This window comes from Rhizobium sp. 16-488-2b (assembly GCF_017741815.1).
GTDB lineage: Bacteria > Pseudomonadota > Alphaproteobacteria > Rhizobiales > Rhizobiaceae > Rhizobium.
Genome location: NZ_JAGHMF010000003.1, coordinates 584,333 through 599,921, shown reverse-complemented (window position 1 = coordinate 599,921; position 15,589 = coordinate 584,333). Strand labels below are relative to the sequence as shown.

Sequence of the window (15,589 nt, the reverse complement as noted above, 5' to 3'; positions counted from 1 at the left end):
TGATCCAGGGCTGTAAGGGCCATTGCCGTTCGCATCAAAAAACCTTCCGCGAAGCGCCAGAAAAAGCGGCGCTCAAGCTGCAAGTCTTCGAGATTAACGAAAGCGGCTGAAGAATGTTCATCAATATCCCGTCATAGCCGGCCGAAGCTCGGGTATGCACTATGCTCAACCGCATCGCAGTCACCAATCCTTCGATCGACAAGAGAACTCCGAACATGCAGCTGGCATTCGCCGCTGCAGGGCTGGCTATCATCGAGCATTCGCACACGCCGCCCTCATGGCGACGGCGCGCCATATGACGGAAACCCACGCAAGAATCAAGACATCTTACGTGAACTGCGTTGTTTGATCACATTTTGCCCGCAATTGGGAGTCTAGCCGCACGCCCTGAAACGGCACACTTTACTCGAATACGATCGCGGGAGCGGCACGCTGCGGCTTCTGCTCGAGCTGCGCCCAGACCTTGGCGGCGATGTCGCGATAGATGCCGGCGACAATGCCGTTCGGCTCGCTGGCGACCAGCGGGGTGCCGGCGTCGGAGGCTTCGCGGATGTTGATCGTCAGCGGCACTTCGCCGAGGAAGGGCACGCCGATGCGGTCGGCTTCGGCGCGGGCGCCGCCATGGCCGAAAATGTCGTAGCGCGCGCCGGTATCGGGGGCGATGAAGTAGCTCATATTCTCGACGATGCCGAGAACCGGCACTTCCACCTTCTTGAACATGTTCAGCCCCTTGCGGGCATCGATGAGTGCCAGGTCCTGAGGTGTCGAGACGATGACGGCGCCGGCGAGCGGCACCTGCTGGGCCATGGTGAGCTGCGCGTCGCCGGTGCCGGGCGGCATGTCGACGACGAGAACGTCGAGCTCGCCCCAGGCGACTTCGCGCAGCATCTGCATCAGCGCCGACTGCACCATCGGGCCGCGCCAGATCATCGCGGTTTCCTCATCGACGAGGAAGCCCATCGACATGACCTTGAGACCGTAATTCTCCATGGGATTGATAATACGGCCATCGGTCTGCGTCGGGCGGCCGGAGATCTGCAGGAGGCGCGGCATGGACGGGCCGTAAATATCGGCGTCGAGAATGCCGACGCGCAGGCCGTTTGCCTGCAGGCCGAGCGCAAGGTTGACCGATGTGGTGGACTTGCCGACGCCGCCCTTGCCGGAGGCGACGGCGACGATGGCACCGATCCCGGGCACGCCGATCTTGCCGGCACGCTGCTGCGGCTGCGCGTGTGCGTGGCCTTCATGCCCATGGCCGGCATGGCCGTGACCAGCCTGGGGTGGCGTGCGGGCGGTGGCAGCGCCCGATGGCGCGCCCTTCTTGTCGGCGGTCAGCGCGACCAGCGCGCCCTTGACGCCGGGCATTTCCTTGATGACGCGCTCGGCGGCGAGCCGCAGCGGCTCCAGCTCCTTGGCGCGCTCGGCGGGGACGGTAATCGAGAAGTAGACCTTGCCATCCGAGATGAACACATCGGAGACCATGCCGAGCTCGACAATATTATGTTCGAGATCGGGGCCGCGCACCGTTGCCAGCGTTTCCAGCACCTGTTCCTTGGTGACTTCAGTCATATCGTCCTCACACCCTTATCTGGCTCTGTAGATAGAGGAGCGCGAAGTGATCGCCAAACAAAATCGGTGCTAGGCAAAAACCTGGGAAGAAGGGGGGAATCTCCAAAGGAGACCGCTGAGCCATCAAGTCCGCCGGGCTTTCGCCCTGATAGCACAACGGTCACCCAAGTGGATAAGGGGTTTCTAGGGCGTCAGATCTGAAAGACCAGTCAGAATTAAGGGAAAAATGCATCAGCTCGCGCTTATAGGCCGGGAGGCGTATCCCAAAAACAACAACCCGCCGCTCGATGTCCAGCGCACAGGGCTGCCGGGATCGAGCGGCGGGTGAAGGTCGCGCCTTTACTATGGCGTCGTTGCCAAGTCCCCTCTGGACCGCTGACAATTAGGAAGCAGGAAGCGTGCCAACTCGAAATAGGGCGAATTCGGCGGAAACCTCAGCGAAAGAGCCAGCATTCGCCGATGCCCCGGCGCATTTTTTGGGCTGGTGCGACAATAGCGCACACTATTTGGGCAGCTACTTGATCAAGCCGATGCGCAATGCCTTGGCAACCGCCTGGGTGCGATTGACGGTGTCGAGCTTCTTCGTGGCACGGTTGAGGTAGTGATTGACCGTGTGTTCGGACAGGCCAAGAATATCGGCGATCTCGACGCTGGTCTTGCCGGCGGCGGTCCAGTTGAGGCAATCGATCTCGCGGTCTGTCAGGGCATCGACCACCCTGTTGTCGAGCGCGCGAATCTCGGCCAGCCTGTCGAAGACATGCGTCGAGATATAATGAAGCTCCAGCATCTCCTCCGGCGCGAAGGGCTCGCGATCGCCGGAGAAGGAGACTGCGCCGCGGGCGCCCGAGGGATCGTGCGTCGGGAAATACGCGCAGCGCATCATCCGGAAGCGCTCGAATAGAGCCGTGACGATGCCCGACTTGCCGTCCGATCGATCCAGCTTCGCCTTCGACAGGTCGTTGAAGAAAGGCACGGTCGACGAGCGCAGCTTGCCCATGACAGGACTGTTGGTCAGCAGCGCCTCATGATCATAGGCCGAGAGCAGTTCGGCCGGCCAGTTGGTGATGACGGTGTTGCTCTGCAGGTCGCGCGCCGTGGCCGAAGGCAGATTGAGCACCATGAAGGCGCGAACCCGGTAGGCTTCCGTCAGCCTTTTCATGAAACGAAAGATATCGAACTGGGTGTTTAATCCCGATACCTCATTTACGTATACGTTCACGGAAGTCTGGTGCGGCAAAGGGTTCATGGTGTCATCAGCTCAAAAAATCAGGAACGTCGTAAGTGGCCTGCTCAAATCGCATGCCGACGGCGGCATCGCCGTCAATATAGCCTACGGCACTACACCCCAAGACTGGGGATTGACAACTGCCAATTGTGACGATTCTTCACAAAATCACAATATGCCCAAGCACTGAAAATGAGCATATTTCTGTACGAAAGGTGACGAAACGCCTCTGGATTTGACGATTGTCAAATTTGCCGTGTATCAGCGGCGGGGGCCAAGCCCGATCCGCATGCCGCTCATGATGCTCTCGGCGGTTCGGCGGACGGGCAACGCCCACTCCTCCAAGCGCTCAAATGTCAGCCGATAAGCCGGTCCGGTGACGGAAACGCCGCCGACGAAAGACAGGTCCTCGGAATAGACGGGGGCGGCCACGCAGCGGATGCCGACCTCGTGTTCCTCGCGGTCGAAGGCATTGCCAGAGCGACGGATGTCGGCGATCTCGCCGCGGAGCGTCTCCGGCGTCAGCGTATTATCCGTGAAGCGCTGGAACGAGACGCTTGATATGATCGCGTCCAGCCGATCATCCGGCAGCGCCGAGAGCGCCGCCTTGCCGACGCCGGTGCAATAGATGGGCGAGGCATTGCCGATCTGCGAATACATCCTGACCGGCTGGCTGCCCTCGACCTTGTCGAGATAGATGACGGAGGCGCCGCGCAGGACCCCGAGATGCACGGTCTCGCCGGTCAGCTGCTGCAGGGCGTTGAGATGCGGCTCGGCGATCAGACGGAATTCGTTGCGCGCCCAGCTGCGCGAGGCGAGATCGAGGAGGCGGAGGCCGGGTGCGTAGCGCCCGTCCGCCAGCACTTCCAGCAGGCCTTCCTCGGTGAGATGGCCAAGCTGACGATGCAGCGTGCCGCGGGGCTGGCCGGCGACCGCAAGAATGTCGGTGAAACGCATTGGGCTGTCGGCGTGCGTGACGATATCGAGCAGCACCATCAGCTTGCCGAGCGTGCCTGTTTCGCGTTTGTCCGCAGACTCATTTTTATCCATGATGTCGCCATCAGTCGCGCCCATGCTGGCCCTCATGCCTTGACAGAGACCCAAGGCTAATCCGATAATTCCATATAGTCAAATTGAGTTCTGAATAATGGAACCATCGGGAGGGTAGTGATGGCGGAGCTTGAAGCGCAATATCCCGAATTCAGGGATCGAAGCGTGGTGGTGACGGGCGGCGGCTCCGGCATAGGTGCTGCCATCGTCGAGGGGTTCGCGCGCCAGGGCGCCAAGGTCTCGTTCATCGACATCGCCGAGGAAGAAAGCCACGCTCTGGTCGACCGCCTGTCGCGCGACAGCCTGCACCCGGTGCGCTTCCACCATGCCGACCTGCGCGATGTCGCGGCGATCCGTGCGACCATCGAGGCGATCGTTGCCCATTCCGGCCCGATCGGCGTGCTCGTCAACAATGCCGCGCGCGACGACCGGCATGATTTCGATGAGGTGACGCCCGAATACTGGGACAACAATCAGGCGACCAACCTGCGGCACGTGTTCTTCGCGGCGCAGGCTGTGGCGCCATCGATGCGCGAGGCCGGCGGCGGGGCGATCATCAACATGTCGTCGATCGCCTTCATGCTCAACATGCCCGACTTCCCGGCCTACACGACGGCGAAGGCGGCGATCATCGGGCTGACGAAGAGCCTGGCCGGCAAGCTCGGCCCCGACAACATCCGTGTCAACTGCATCCTGCCGGGCATGATCGTCACCGAGCGGCAGATGAAGCTGTGGCTGACCGAAGAAGGCATCGCCGGCATGATCGAGCGGCAGTGCATCAAACGCGTTTTGCAGGCCGACGCCATTGTCGGACCCTGCCTGTTTCTAGCATCCGACGGCGCCTCCGCGGTGACGGCGCAGTCCCTTATTGTCGATGGAGGCATTTTCTGATGGCAACACCCCGATATATCGCGGTCGACTGGGGCACGAGCAGCTTCCGGCTGTGGCTGATCGGCAGCGATGGCAGCGTGCTGAATGAAAGCCGCAGCGACGAGGGCATGACGACAGCGGCCAAGATCGGTTTCGCCGAGGTGCTGGCCAAGCATCTCGCCAAGGTCGAGGCGCCCGACGATATCCCCGCCATCGTCTGCGGCATGGCCGGCGCCAAGCAGGGCTGGGTCGAGGCCGGTTATGTCGACGTGCCCACGTCGCTTTCGGCGATCTTGACCGGCGCCGTGCCGGTACCCGGCCAGAGCCGCGACATCCGCATCCTGCCGGGCCTTGCCCAGCGCGACCGGGCATCGCCCGATGTAATCCGCGGCGAAGAAACCCAGCTTCTCGGCGCGCTTGGCCCTGACAGTACGGGCGCGCAGGCCGTCTGCATGCCCGGAACGCATTCCAAATGGGTGCATGTGCAGGAAGGCGAGGTCATCGGCTTCTCCACCTTCATGACCGGCGAACTCTTCGACGCGATCACCAAGCACACGATCCTGTCGCATGCGGTTGCCGGCGCCGAGCAATCGCCGGCCGACAACTCCGCCTTCAAGGCATCGGTCTCGACCGCCTTCCGCCAGCCGCAGATGGCGACCAACCTGTTGTTCACGGCGCGCTCCGGCCAGCTGCTGCACGGCATGACCGCTTCGGCGGCGCAGGCACGGATTTCGGGCACGCTGATCGGCCTGGAGATATCGGGCGCGCTGGCGGATGCCGCGAACGACACGCCGATCGCGCTCGTCGCCTCCGGCCGCCTGCAGAAGCTTTACGAGACCGCCTTCAAGGCGCTCTCGCTCAACGTCACGACCATCGATGCCGATACGGCGGTGCTTGCCGGCCTTTCGGCCGCCGCAAACGCCATCTGGCCCAACTAAGCCCAATCAAGAAAGAACAGAGCGATGAACCGCATCCCCTTCCCCGCCATGAAGCGCCCGCTGATCGCCATCCTACGTGGGATCAAGCCCGAGGAGACCGAAGGCGTCGTCGGCGCACTGATCGAAAACGGCCTGACCGCGATCGAGATCCCGCTGAATTCGCCAGAGCCGTTCAAGTCGATCGAGATCGCCGCCAAGATGGCGCCCGCCGACGTGCTGATCGGCGCCGGCACCGTTTTGACGACCGAGGCGGTGGATAATCTCCACAATGCCGGCGGCAAGCTTCTGGTGACGCCGAATGTCGAGCCAGACGTGATCATCCGCGCCCGAAACTACGGCATGGTGACGATGCCCGGCGTCTTCACGCCCACCGAAGCGCTTGCCGCGGCGCGCGCCGGCGCCACCGGGCTGAAGTTTTTCCCGGCCAGCGTGCTTGGCCCATCCGGCATCACGGCGATCCGCGCCATCCTGCCGCCGGAACTGACGATCGCGGCCGTCGGCGGCGTCTCCGACAAGAATTTCGCCGAGTACACCAAGGCCGGAATCCTGGCCTTCGGTCTCGGAACGAGCATCTACAAGCCGGGAATGACTGTCGCTGAGGTTGCCGAGCGCGCCAAGGCAACCATTTACGCATACGACGCAGCAGTGGGAGCTTGAGCGTATGACCGACATTCATGAGTTCGCGGGGCGGACCCTTTCCAGCACCAATTCGGCGCTGGGCGAAGGACCGACCTACGATCCCGATACCAATACCATCTGGTGGTTCAACATTCTCGGCAAGGAATTGCACGAGCTAAACCTCTCGACCGAAGAGAAGAAGGTGCACACGCTGCCTGTCATGGCGAGCGTGCTGGCGCGGATCGACGCCAAGCGGCAGCTGCTCGCGACTGAGCAGGGCCTGTTCGTGCGCGATATCGAAAGCGGCGGCCTGACATTTTACGCGGCGCTCGAAAACGACCGGCCGGAAAACCGCTCCAATGACGGACGCATGCATCCCTCGGGCAGCCTGTGGATCAGCACGATGAGCAAGCGTGCCGAAACCCAGGCCGGTGCGATCTATCATGTGGCGCGCGGCAAGGTGACGAAGCTCTTCGGCGGCATCACCATTCCAAACTCGATCTGCTTTTCGCCCGATGGCTCTGTCGGCTATTTCACCGATACGCATCTCAGCCGGCTGATGCGGGTGATGGTCGACCGCGAGACCGGCCTGCCGACCGGCGAGCCGATCGTGCTTGTCGACAGCATGGAAGAAGAGGGCGGGATCGACGGCTCGGTGGTCGATGCTGACGGCTATATCTGGAACGCGCGCTGGGGTGCCGGCACTGTGGATCGCTACAGCCCCGACGGCCTGCGCATCGCCCGCTACAAGGTGCCCGCGGCACAGCCCTCCTGCCCCGCCTTCATCGGCCCGGATGCCGACCGGCTGGCGGTCACCACCGCCTGGGAAGGCCTCGACGACGCGGCCCGCGCCAACCAGCCGGATGCCGGCGCCCTGCTTGAGCTCGGCGTCAGTGTCCGCGGCGTTTTCGACGCGGCCTATATTCTCTGAAGCATCTTCCAGGATGTGTTTTCAAGGGCGTCCCTCGGGGCGCCTTTTTGCGTTGCGAGCGCGCGACAATCTTTCGTCCACGCTGTCCCAGCGCCGGAAAAGTTCCGAAAATTCCGTCAGTTTCTGCGTGTATTTTTCTGGGAACCATTAGCCAACCCATTCATTTACTTCACGAACCGGCCGAGCTGACACAGCTCTCGCTAGAAGAGAAAAGCGCGGCCAGAGATCACCCAAGGACACTGAAAGTAGGTACGATATGACACGCAAACTTCTCACCACCGTTGCCGCTGGCGCCCTGTTTGCCACGGCCTTCGCACCGGTCGCTTTCTCGCAGAGCGCGACCCAGCCGGCCTCGCCGAGCGCACCGTCCATGTCGGCACCGGCCGACCCGGCAGCGCCGAAGCCGGATGCCATGAAGCCGGCAGGTGATGCCGCCCAGGCGCCCGCACCGGCCGCCACCACCGATACCGCACAGGCGGGCGGCGGCACCTATCTGACGGAGCAGTCCGCCGACCAGGTCAGCGCCAACACCTATATCGGTCAGGCCGTCTATAACGGCACGAACGAAAGCATCGGTAACGTCAACGACCTGATCATGAAAAAGGATGGCGGCCTTGTCGCAGCCGTGATCGGTGTCGGCGGCTTCCTTGGCATCGGCGAAAAGAACGTCGCCGTGCCGATGGAAAAAATCACCGTGGCCCAGAACACGACGGATGGCAGCGTCAAGCTGACGACCTCGGAAACGGCCGAAACGCTGAAGGCAGCGCCGGAATTCAAGACGCTGCAGATGCAGTCGGCTGAAAAGGCCCCGGCTCCGGGTGCGATGGACAACACCGCAACCGGCTCAACGACCAACAAGTAAACACTGCATCGTTAGTCGCAGTGCATGCGTAACCGGTGGCGTCCGAGAGGGCGCCATCGGCTTTTGTGCTTCTATTTCTCGATTTGCGGCGCTTACGCCATAGCCCGTTCGCCGGTGTCGTATTCGTTCTCGTGCAGGAACCTGAGCGTCGCGATGGCGTCGGCGGGTTTGCCGAAATAGTAGCCCTGCCCCATGCCGCAGCCGAGCATGCGCAGTTTCGCGGCTTCCGAATAATCCTCTATGCCTTCGGCGACGACTTCGAGATCGAGGCCTTCGCACATGGTCAGGATCGCCTTGATGATGTGCTCGGAGGCGCGGTCTGAATTGATACGCGAGACGAAGGCGCGGTCGATCTTGATCTTGTCGAACATGAAATCGCGCAGGCGGCCGAGGCTGGACTGGCCGGTGCCGAAGTCATCCAGCGAGATGCGCACGCCGGCTTGTCTGAGGTCGGCGATGATGCGGTTTGCGGTATCGGCCGAGCCCATAACGGCGGTCTCGGTGATCTCGAGCTCGAGGCGGTGCGGATCGAAGCCGACGCGGCCGAGGATGGAGAGCACGTTGGCGCTGGTGCCGGGGTCCATCAGCTGCGCGGATGAGAGGTTGAAGGACAGGAACATCTCGCGCGGCCAGGAAAGTGCCGCTTCGGCCGCCTTGCGCAGCAGTGCTTCCGAGAGCGCATCGATGAAGCCGCGTTCTTCGGCGAGCGGCACGAAGACGCCGGGCGAGACGAAGCCGAGATCCGGATCGTTCCAGCGGGCCAGCGCCTCAAAGCCGAGGACCTGGCTGGTGGCGAGCGAGACGATCGGCTGGAAATGCACGTCGATGGCATCGGAGATGATGGCGTTTCTCAGCGCCTGCTCAAGCTGCGTGGCGCGCTTCATTTCCTGCGCGATCTCGCGCGAATAGACGGTGATCTGGCTGCGGCCGCGGCGCTTGGAGCGATAGAGCGCGGTCTCGGCGCTCTTCAGCAGTTCCTCGAACTCCTCGCCCGCGAAGGGATAGATGGCGAAGCCGAAGGAGGCCGAGAGGCGGACGTTGCGGTCGCCGAGATCATAGGGCGCCGAGAGGACCTCGCGGATCATCTGGCCGAATTTCTCGGCGCTGGCGCGCTCGAAGACTAGCGGCAGGACGAAGGCGAATTCGTCGCCGTCGTGGCGCGTGACGACGGCACCATCGGGAATGCAGGCTTTCAGGCGGTGGGCGACCTGGCAGAGAATTTCGTCGCCGGCGGCCGAGCCGAAGAGATCGTTGATCGGCTTGAAACTATCGAGATTGGCGATGCCTATCGTAAACGGTGCCGGATCGTCGGCGCGTTCGGCCGAGATCTGGGCAATACGGTCGCGCATGCGATAGCGATTTCCGAGCCCGGTCAGCGGGTCAGTATAGGCCATCGTCTGAAGCTCGTTCTGGCTCACCGGCGCCAATGGCATATCCGCCAACATCATCATTCTGATCCAGAGCTTCCCCAATACCCGGCAGAATGGCGGGCAAGTCTTAAAAATTCGATATTCGACAACCCTGGATCATCGTGAATTGCCTCCCAAGAATTGGGGAGTTGACCGCAATCAGAGCCTAAATTGAGGCCCGCTGTGCCTCGGGCTGCATGAATTTCTGGAAAACCGTTTCCAGAATATCCGGGCTGACCGGCTTCATGATCACGTCGTCCATGCCGGCATTAGCGCATTCGGCGCGGTCACGCTCGAAGGCCTGGGTGAGCACACCGATAATGGGGGTGCGGGGTCCATCGCCTTCCACCTGGCGGATCAGGCGGGCGGCCTCGAAACCGTTGAAGCCCGGCAGCGAGATATCCATCAGCACGATCTTCGGCCGGTGCTCGGTCCACATGCGTACGGCTTCGTCGCCGGTGGCGGCGATGCGGTAGCGGTAGCCGAGACCTTCAAGGATCTGCGAGAAGACGATCTGGTTGATATCGTTGTCCTCGGCCACCAGCACATCGAGCTCGAGCTGATCGTCCGACGTGGTGATCTCCCAGTCGCTATCGATCCGGTCGGCCATGGCGCCGCGATTGTTGCGGTTGAAATGGCGAGCGATCTGGAAGGTGAGCTCGGTGGAGATCTGGAAGCCATCCATCACCAGCGACGAGATACCGTACTGCTCGGCAAGCTCAAGGCAGCGCATGCCCATCTGGTTGTCGATGATGACGAGATCGAGCGACAGGCCGGCCGACGAGGCGATCTCCAGAAACTGCTCCTGCTCGTCCTCATTACGAACCGAGCAGGCCTCGAAGCCATATTTGGCAAGCGTTCTCAGCGCCGCGGTCTCGGCGGCGATATCGCCGGTGACGACAAGGATGCGGCGGCCGGAGAAATTCTCGGGCACGATGGCTTCCATGGCTGCCGGCTCGCGGCGCTCGCTGTCGTCGTTCATCGGAACATAGGCGCGGCGATAGGTGCTCTTGGCCGATGTCGTGACGCTCGAAGCCTTTTCGAATTCCTCGAGATCACTCCCCTCGCGCGGCAGGTCCTGCATGGTCGAGACGAGGAAATAGCGTCCCGGCTTGCCGATGCGGTGCTTGCGCGAAATGATCTCGCGTTCCGACCCATCGCGGGCGATCTGGCGTTGGCGCACGACCGACATCTCGCCGGTTTCAAGAACGTGGCGATCGCTTTCCTCGAAGCGCGCTGCGACTTCGGGCGAGAAAAGCTCGATGCTCCTGCGGCCCAGCACTTCGTCGGCCGTCGTCTGGTACTTCTCGCAAAAGGCGACGTTGACGGCGACGTAGACGAGGTTGCGGTCCTTGACGAAGAGCGGGAATGGCAGATTGTCGAGAATATCCTCGGTGAGCTGCACGCGCTCGAGATCGAGCCGCCACTGCTCCTCGCGCTTCTTCACTTCAGAGATATCGGAGATGACGCAGACGCCAAAGCCATTGGGGAGCCGGCGCTTCTGGAAGCCGACCCAGCAATCGTTGCCGTAGCGCTCGACCGCTTCGTAGCGCTCGCGCCAGTGCGTCGCGATCTTCTGCGACAGCCAATCCTCGCGGCTGAGCGCGCCCTGCTTGCCAGCCGAGCGGCTGCGGATGCCGGTCTCGTAGACAGCGCCGAGAAAATCGCGAAGCCGCGTTCCGGGCTGCAGGAGATCGGCACAGATCGGAAAGAAATCGAGCACCTGCCGGCTGGCAAAGACGATGTGATCGGTCTTGTCATAGACGATGAAGGCGGAAGACAGGCTTTCGCAGACCGCGTCGAACAACGCCGCCTGGAGGCCAGCCGCGGTTTCAACCGCGCCCTCCTGCGGGGCTGTGTCCGCTTGATCGCGACCGGCACTCATACTTACGCGTCCTACATCTGTCCGAATGGATTGTATTCTCGGCGGGGTACTATCGGCAAAATGCCAGTTTTGTCTTAAGGCGTGCTTAACATTAAGCAGCGGAATCCCAGGGTTTGGACAAGCCCCGAGATCGACGTTTTCACCCTTCCCTATCCCCGTCGAATCCGCGAAAATGGCGGCATGTCGATCAAGCAGCTTTCCGAAACGCTCATCAACCAAATCGCCGCCGGCGAGGTCATCGAACGGCCCGCGAGTGCGGCCAAGGAATTGATCGAGAACGCGCTCGACGCAGGTGCGACGCGCATCGAGATCGCCACCTCCGGCGGTGGCAAGAGCCTGCTGCGCGTCACCGACAACGGCTCGGGCATGGACGAGCGCGATCTGGAGCTTGCGGTGCGCCGGCACTGCACCTCGAAGATCACCGATACGCTCGACGATATCAGCACACTCGGCTTTCGCGGCGAGGCACTGCCCTCGATTGGCTCGGTGGCGCGGCTGACGATTTCGAGCCGCCGCCGCGACAGCGATGGCGGGGCGGAGATTGCGGTGGCGGGCGGCAAGCGGCAGCATCTCAGGCCCTCGGCGCTCAATCCGGGCACCATCGTCGAGGTGCGCGACCTGTTTTTCGCGACGCCGGCGCGGCTGAAGTTTCTGAAGACGGAAAAGGCCGAGGCGGCCGCGATCACCGAGATCGTCAAGCGCATGGCGATCGCCTTCCCGCAGGTGCGCTTCGTGCTATCCGGCACCGACCGCACGACACTGGAATTTCCGGCGACCGGCGAGGACCATCTGGCGCGCATGGCGCAGATCCTCGGCAAGGATTTCCGCGACAACGCGATCGAGATCAATGCCGAGCGCGAAGATGTGACGCTCACGGGCTTTGCCGGCGTGCCGACCTTCAATCGCGGCAACGCGGCGCATCAATATGCCTTCGTCAACGGCCGTCCGGTGCAGGACAAGCTGGTGCTCTCGGCAATCCGCGGCGCCTATGCCGAGACGATCCCATCGGGACGCTACGCGGTGGCGGTGCTATCGATCGGGCTCGATCCGGCGCTCGTCGACGTCAACGTGCATCCGGCCAAGTCCGACGTGCGCTTCCGCGATCCGCAGCTGGTGCGCGGGCTGATCGTCGGCGCGATTCGCGAGGCGCTGGCGCGCGACGGCAGCCGGGCGGCGACCACAGGCGCCGACGGCATGCTGCGCGCCTTCCGCCCCGGCTTCCAGCCGAACGGCTACCGGCCGCAGCAACAACCCCAACAACCATGGAGCGCCGAGACTTCACCGTCACGGCCTTTCTCCGCCGCCGCTACCGGTTCGTCGGCCTATTCCTCATCCTATCAACGCCCTGTTGGTAACGGCTTCGGCGAGCGGCCGCAGGCCTCCTTCGATGGACTAACCATGCCGACGGCACGGGCCGAGACCGCGCAGACTTCGTCCTGGACGGCGCCACCGCCCGCCTCCGAGGCGGAGGCACCGTCGCGGTTCCCGCTTGGCGCGGCGCGCGCGCAGCTGCACGAGAACTATATCGTGGCGCAGACCGAAACCGGGCTCGTGATCGTCGATCAGCATGCGGCGCATGAGCGGCTGGTGTTCGAGGCGATGCGCAAGGCGCTGCACTCCAAGCGGCTGGCATCGCAGGTGCTGCTGATCCCCGAAATCATCGACCTGCCGGAAGAGGATTGCGACCGGCTGATGCAGTTTTCATCGGAATTCGGCGAGCTCGGCCTCGGCATCGAGCGCTTCGGGCCGGGGGCGATCGCGGTGCGCGAGACGCCGGCAATGCTGGGCGAGGTCGATGCATCCGGGTTGATCAGGCAGCTGGCCGACGAGATCGCCGAATGGGATACGGCCTCGGGGCTTTCGGCCAAGCTCGAATATGTGGCGGCGACCATGGCCTGCCACGGATCGGTGCGCTCCGGGCGGCGGCTGCGGCCGGAAGAGATGAACGCGCTGCTCAGGCAGATGGAGGTGACGCCGGGCTCCGGGCAGTGCAACCACGGCCGGCCGACCTATATCGAGCTCAAGCTTTCCGACATCGAGCGGCTGTTCGGCCGGAGCTGAAAACGCTGGCAATGGCGGCTGTGGCGGGTTATGGCAATCCGATGACGGCCTCGTTTTGAGGATTGGCTTTAAGGATTGGAGCGCATGAACTTGTTTGAAGGAAACGGAAACCGCGAAGCGAAGATACGCTATCTCGATGCGGATTTTCAGATCCTGTCGCCGGGTTCGTACGTCGTCTGCGCCATGACGGGCAAGCAGATCCCGCTCGACGAACTGCGCTACTGGAGCGTCGCCCGTCAGGAGCCCTATGCCGACGCCGTCTCCTCCTTCGAGGCCGACAAGCGCGCCGGCGTGCTGCCGAACCAGAAGCGCTAGCCGCAAGCCTGACCGCTTTGGCGAGACGGTCGAAGCCGTGCCTCGGCCATGGAGAAAACAATGATCAAGATCCTCGCATTGCTGCACAGCGCCGTCGGCCGGGATTGGCAGACTCCTCCCAAGGAGATGGGACTGAAGACCTTGTACGAAGCCGAAGCGCAGGGCTTCGTCGAGATCCGCGGCGAATTCCAGAAGCGGCAATTCCGCCTGACGCCAATGGGCTTCCAGACCGTCGAGCGCGACCGCCGGCGCCTGGAAGCGCGCAAGAGCTAAACCGGGGCCACCGCGACCTTTCTCACACCGCAAAGGACGAGAACTGGTGCCTATCCGTTCATCCGCCCTGCTCTCCGCCGCCCTCACCGGGATGGCCATTCTGCTGGGTGCTGCATTCGGTTCCGCGGGCTTCGCGCTTGCCGGCCCCTGCGCGCCGGAAACGGTCGAGAACACCAACTACGTGATCTGCACCGTCGATCCCGCCAAGGCGGATCTGCGTCTCTTCTGGAAGGGCGACGAAGGGGCGCCCTACCGTTCCTTCCCCGGCATCGCCGATGCCATGACCGCCAAGGGCAAGACGCTCGTCTTCGCGCTCAATGCCGGGATGTACCACGAGGATTTCTCGCCGATCGGGCTTTATGTCGAAGATGGCCAGGAGTTGCGGCCGGTGGCGAGCGTCAAGGCACCCAAAGCGAGCGGGCCGGTGCCGAACTTCTACAAGAACCCCAACGGCATATTCTTTATCGGTGACAAGGGCGCGGGCATCCTGCCGACCTCGACGTTTGAGAAGCAGCGTCCCGATGTCAGGCTTGCCACGCAGTCGGGGCCGATGCTGGTGATTGCAAACAAGATCAACCCGATCTTCATCGTCGGCTCCACCGACCGGACGCGGCGCAGCGGGGTGGGTGTCTGCGCGGATGGGATGGTGCGCTTTGCGGTCAGCGACGATCCGGTCAATTTCCACGATTTCGCGCGGCTGTTTCGCGATCACCTGCAGTGCGCCGATGCGCTGTTTCTCGATGGCGGGGGTGGTGCGGGGTTCTATAGCGCGGAATTGGGGCGCAGTGATTTTTCCTGGCATGGCGGGTATGGGCCGGTGTTTGGGGTGGTGGAGTAGGCCGGCTTGCCGCGAGGCTGGAGCCAGGATTACCCCCCTCTGCCCTGCCGGGCATCTCCCCCACAGGTGGGGAGATCGGCCAGCGGTGAGGTCTACGCCAAACAATGAAGGTTGAGCGAGCGGGCAAGCCCAGCCAATCTCCCCACCTGTGGGGGAGATGTCCGGCAGGACAGAGGGGGGCGCCACACGGCACAACACCGCCTCGTCTCCACGGCATGACAGCGCCCTAATGAAACGCCCGCACCTCGACAGGAGCGCGACAAGCGATGGCAGCCTTGCGGCCCCAGGCCAGCGCCTCGTCCATGCCATCCGCCTCCAGCACCCAGAAACCGCCGACATGCTCGCGGGTCTTCAGATAGGGACCGTCGTTCACCGACACATTTCCATCGGCATCGGCGCGCAACGACTTGGCGGTGTGCGCCCGATGCAGGCCGCCGACGAAGAGCCGGATGTCGGCCGCGACCATTTCGTCGTTCAGCGCATCGATCGCCCGATGCATCGCCTCGTCTTCCGAGACGGCGGGGTCGTAGTCGTCAGGGTGGTGAATGGCTACCAGATAGCGGGGCATGACGTCTCCTCCATGTTGAACCTATTGTAGAGACGATTGGGGATGGCGGCATCCGACATGTTTTGTGGTGTGGGGGCTGATGAGGCTGGCGTGGCGCAACGGTGCCCCGGGCAGGCGTGGAGCGAGGATTACCCCCCTCTGCCCTGCCGGGCATCTCCCCCACAAGTGGGGAGATTG

The 15,589-nt window shown here is 62.9% G+C and carries 15 protein-coding genes; 9 read left to right on the top strand and 6 right to left on the bottom strand.

From position 1 onward, the window contains the following. Window positions 1-402: 402 nt before the first annotated feature. The 3 genes from apbC to J5286_RS04555 all read right to left on the bottom strand — a co-directional run bounded on the left by apbC (window position 403) and on the right by J5286_RS04555 (window position 3,844). Entirely contained in the window at window positions 403-1,569 is a 1,167-nt protein-coding gene (gene apbC / locus J5286_RS04565) for an iron-sulfur cluster carrier protein ApbC (protein WP_209189327.1), read from the bottom strand. A gap of 514 nt (window positions 1,570-2,083) precedes the next feature. Beyond that, window positions 2,084-2,815, bottom strand: a complete 732-nt coding sequence (locus J5286_RS04560; protein ID WP_209189325.1) for a helix-turn-helix transcriptional regulator — start codon at window positions 2,813-2,815, stop codon at window positions 2,084-2,086. Window positions 2,816-3,055: 240 nt separating this feature from the next. After that, window positions 3,056-3,844 carry an IclR family transcriptional regulator gene (locus J5286_RS04555; RefSeq protein ID WP_209189616.1) on the bottom strand — a complete coding sequence of 263 codons (789 nt, stop codon included), beginning with the start codon at window positions 3,842-3,844 and terminating at the stop codon, window positions 3,056-3,058. A gap of 120 nt (window positions 3,845-3,964) precedes the next feature. On the opposite strand from J5286_RS04555, the gene J5286_RS04550 reads away from it, so the two are divergent. The 5 genes from J5286_RS04550 to J5286_RS04530 all read left to right on the top strand — a co-directional run bounded on the left by J5286_RS04550 (window position 3,965) and on the right by J5286_RS04530 (window position 8,063). Continuing rightward, window positions 3,965-4,735, top strand: a complete 771-nt coding sequence (locus J5286_RS04550) for an SDR family NAD(P)-dependent oxidoreductase (protein WP_209189323.1) — start codon at window positions 3,965-3,967, stop codon at window positions 4,733-4,735. Further along, entirely contained in the window at window positions 4,735-5,652 is a 918-nt protein-coding gene (locus J5286_RS04545; RefSeq protein ID WP_209189321.1) for a 2-dehydro-3-deoxygalactonokinase, read from the top strand. The genes J5286_RS04550 and J5286_RS04545 overlap by 1 nt, the downstream gene beginning before the upstream one ends. Before the next feature lie 24 nt (window positions 5,653-5,676). Next, window positions 5,677-6,309, top strand: a complete 633-nt coding sequence (locus J5286_RS04540) for a 2-dehydro-3-deoxy-6-phosphogalactonate aldolase (RefSeq protein WP_111561825.1) — start codon at window positions 5,677-5,679, stop codon at window positions 6,307-6,309. A gap of 4 nt (window positions 6,310-6,313) precedes the next feature. Then, the gene (locus tag J5286_RS04535) at window positions 6,314-7,201 is read left to right on the top strand and encodes an SMP-30/gluconolactonase/LRE family protein (RefSeq protein ID WP_209189319.1); all 888 of its coding nucleotides are present in this window, start codon (window positions 6,314-6,316) and stop codon (window positions 7,199-7,201) included. A gap of 256 nt (window positions 7,202-7,457) precedes the next feature. Continuing rightward, window positions 7,458-8,063: a PRC-barrel domain-containing protein gene (locus J5286_RS04530; RefSeq protein ID WP_209189315.1), complete on the top strand. Its 606-nt coding sequence runs from the start codon at window positions 7,458-7,460 to the stop codon at window positions 8,061-8,063. 92 nt (window positions 8,064-8,155) lie between these two features. On the opposite strand, the gene J5286_RS04525 is transcribed toward J5286_RS04530, so the two are convergent. Then, window positions 8,156-9,514: a putative bifunctional diguanylate cyclase/phosphodiesterase gene (locus tag J5286_RS04525; protein WP_018898601.1), complete on the bottom strand. Its 1,359-nt coding sequence runs from the start codon at window positions 9,512-9,514 to the stop codon at window positions 8,156-8,158. Window positions 9,515-9,638: 124 nt separating this feature from the next. After that, window positions 9,639-11,357: a response regulator gene (locus J5286_RS04520; RefSeq protein WP_209189313.1), complete on the bottom strand. Its 1,719-nt coding sequence runs from the start codon at window positions 11,355-11,357 to the stop codon at window positions 9,639-9,641. 180 nt (window positions 11,358-11,537) lie between these two features. Between J5286_RS04520 and mutL the strand changes: the two genes are divergently transcribed. From mutL to J5286_RS04500, 4 genes are all read left to right on the top strand, one after another. After that, window positions 11,538-13,418 (top strand): DNA mismatch repair endonuclease MutL, encoded by a 1,881-nt coding sequence (gene mutL / locus J5286_RS04515; RefSeq protein ID WP_209189310.1) that lies wholly within the window; start codon window positions 11,538-11,540, stop codon window positions 13,416-13,418. Window positions 13,419-13,502: 84 nt separating this feature from the next. Beyond that, window positions 13,503-13,733 carry a DUF2093 domain-containing protein gene (locus J5286_RS04510; protein ID WP_047508114.1) on the top strand — a complete coding sequence of 77 codons (231 nt, stop codon included), beginning with the start codon at window positions 13,503-13,505 and terminating at the stop codon, window positions 13,731-13,733. Between the two features lie 60 nt (window positions 13,734-13,793). Next, window positions 13,794-14,006, top strand: a complete 213-nt coding sequence (locus J5286_RS04505; RefSeq protein ID WP_018898597.1) for a hypothetical protein — start codon at window positions 13,794-13,796, stop codon at window positions 14,004-14,006. 91 nt (window positions 14,007-14,097) lie between these two features. Beyond that, entirely contained in the window at window positions 14,098-14,844 is a 747-nt protein-coding gene (locus J5286_RS04500; protein WP_245205522.1) for a phosphodiester glycosidase family protein, read from the top strand. Between the two features lie 226 nt (window positions 14,845-15,070). Here the strand turns inward: J5286_RS04500 and J5286_RS04495 are convergent, their stop codons facing one another. Further along, a complete protein-coding gene (locus J5286_RS04495; protein WP_209189306.1) occupies window positions 15,071-15,412 on the bottom strand; it encodes a YciI family protein in 342 nt (113 codons plus the stop codon). Window positions 15,413-15,589: the final 177 nt, after the last annotated feature.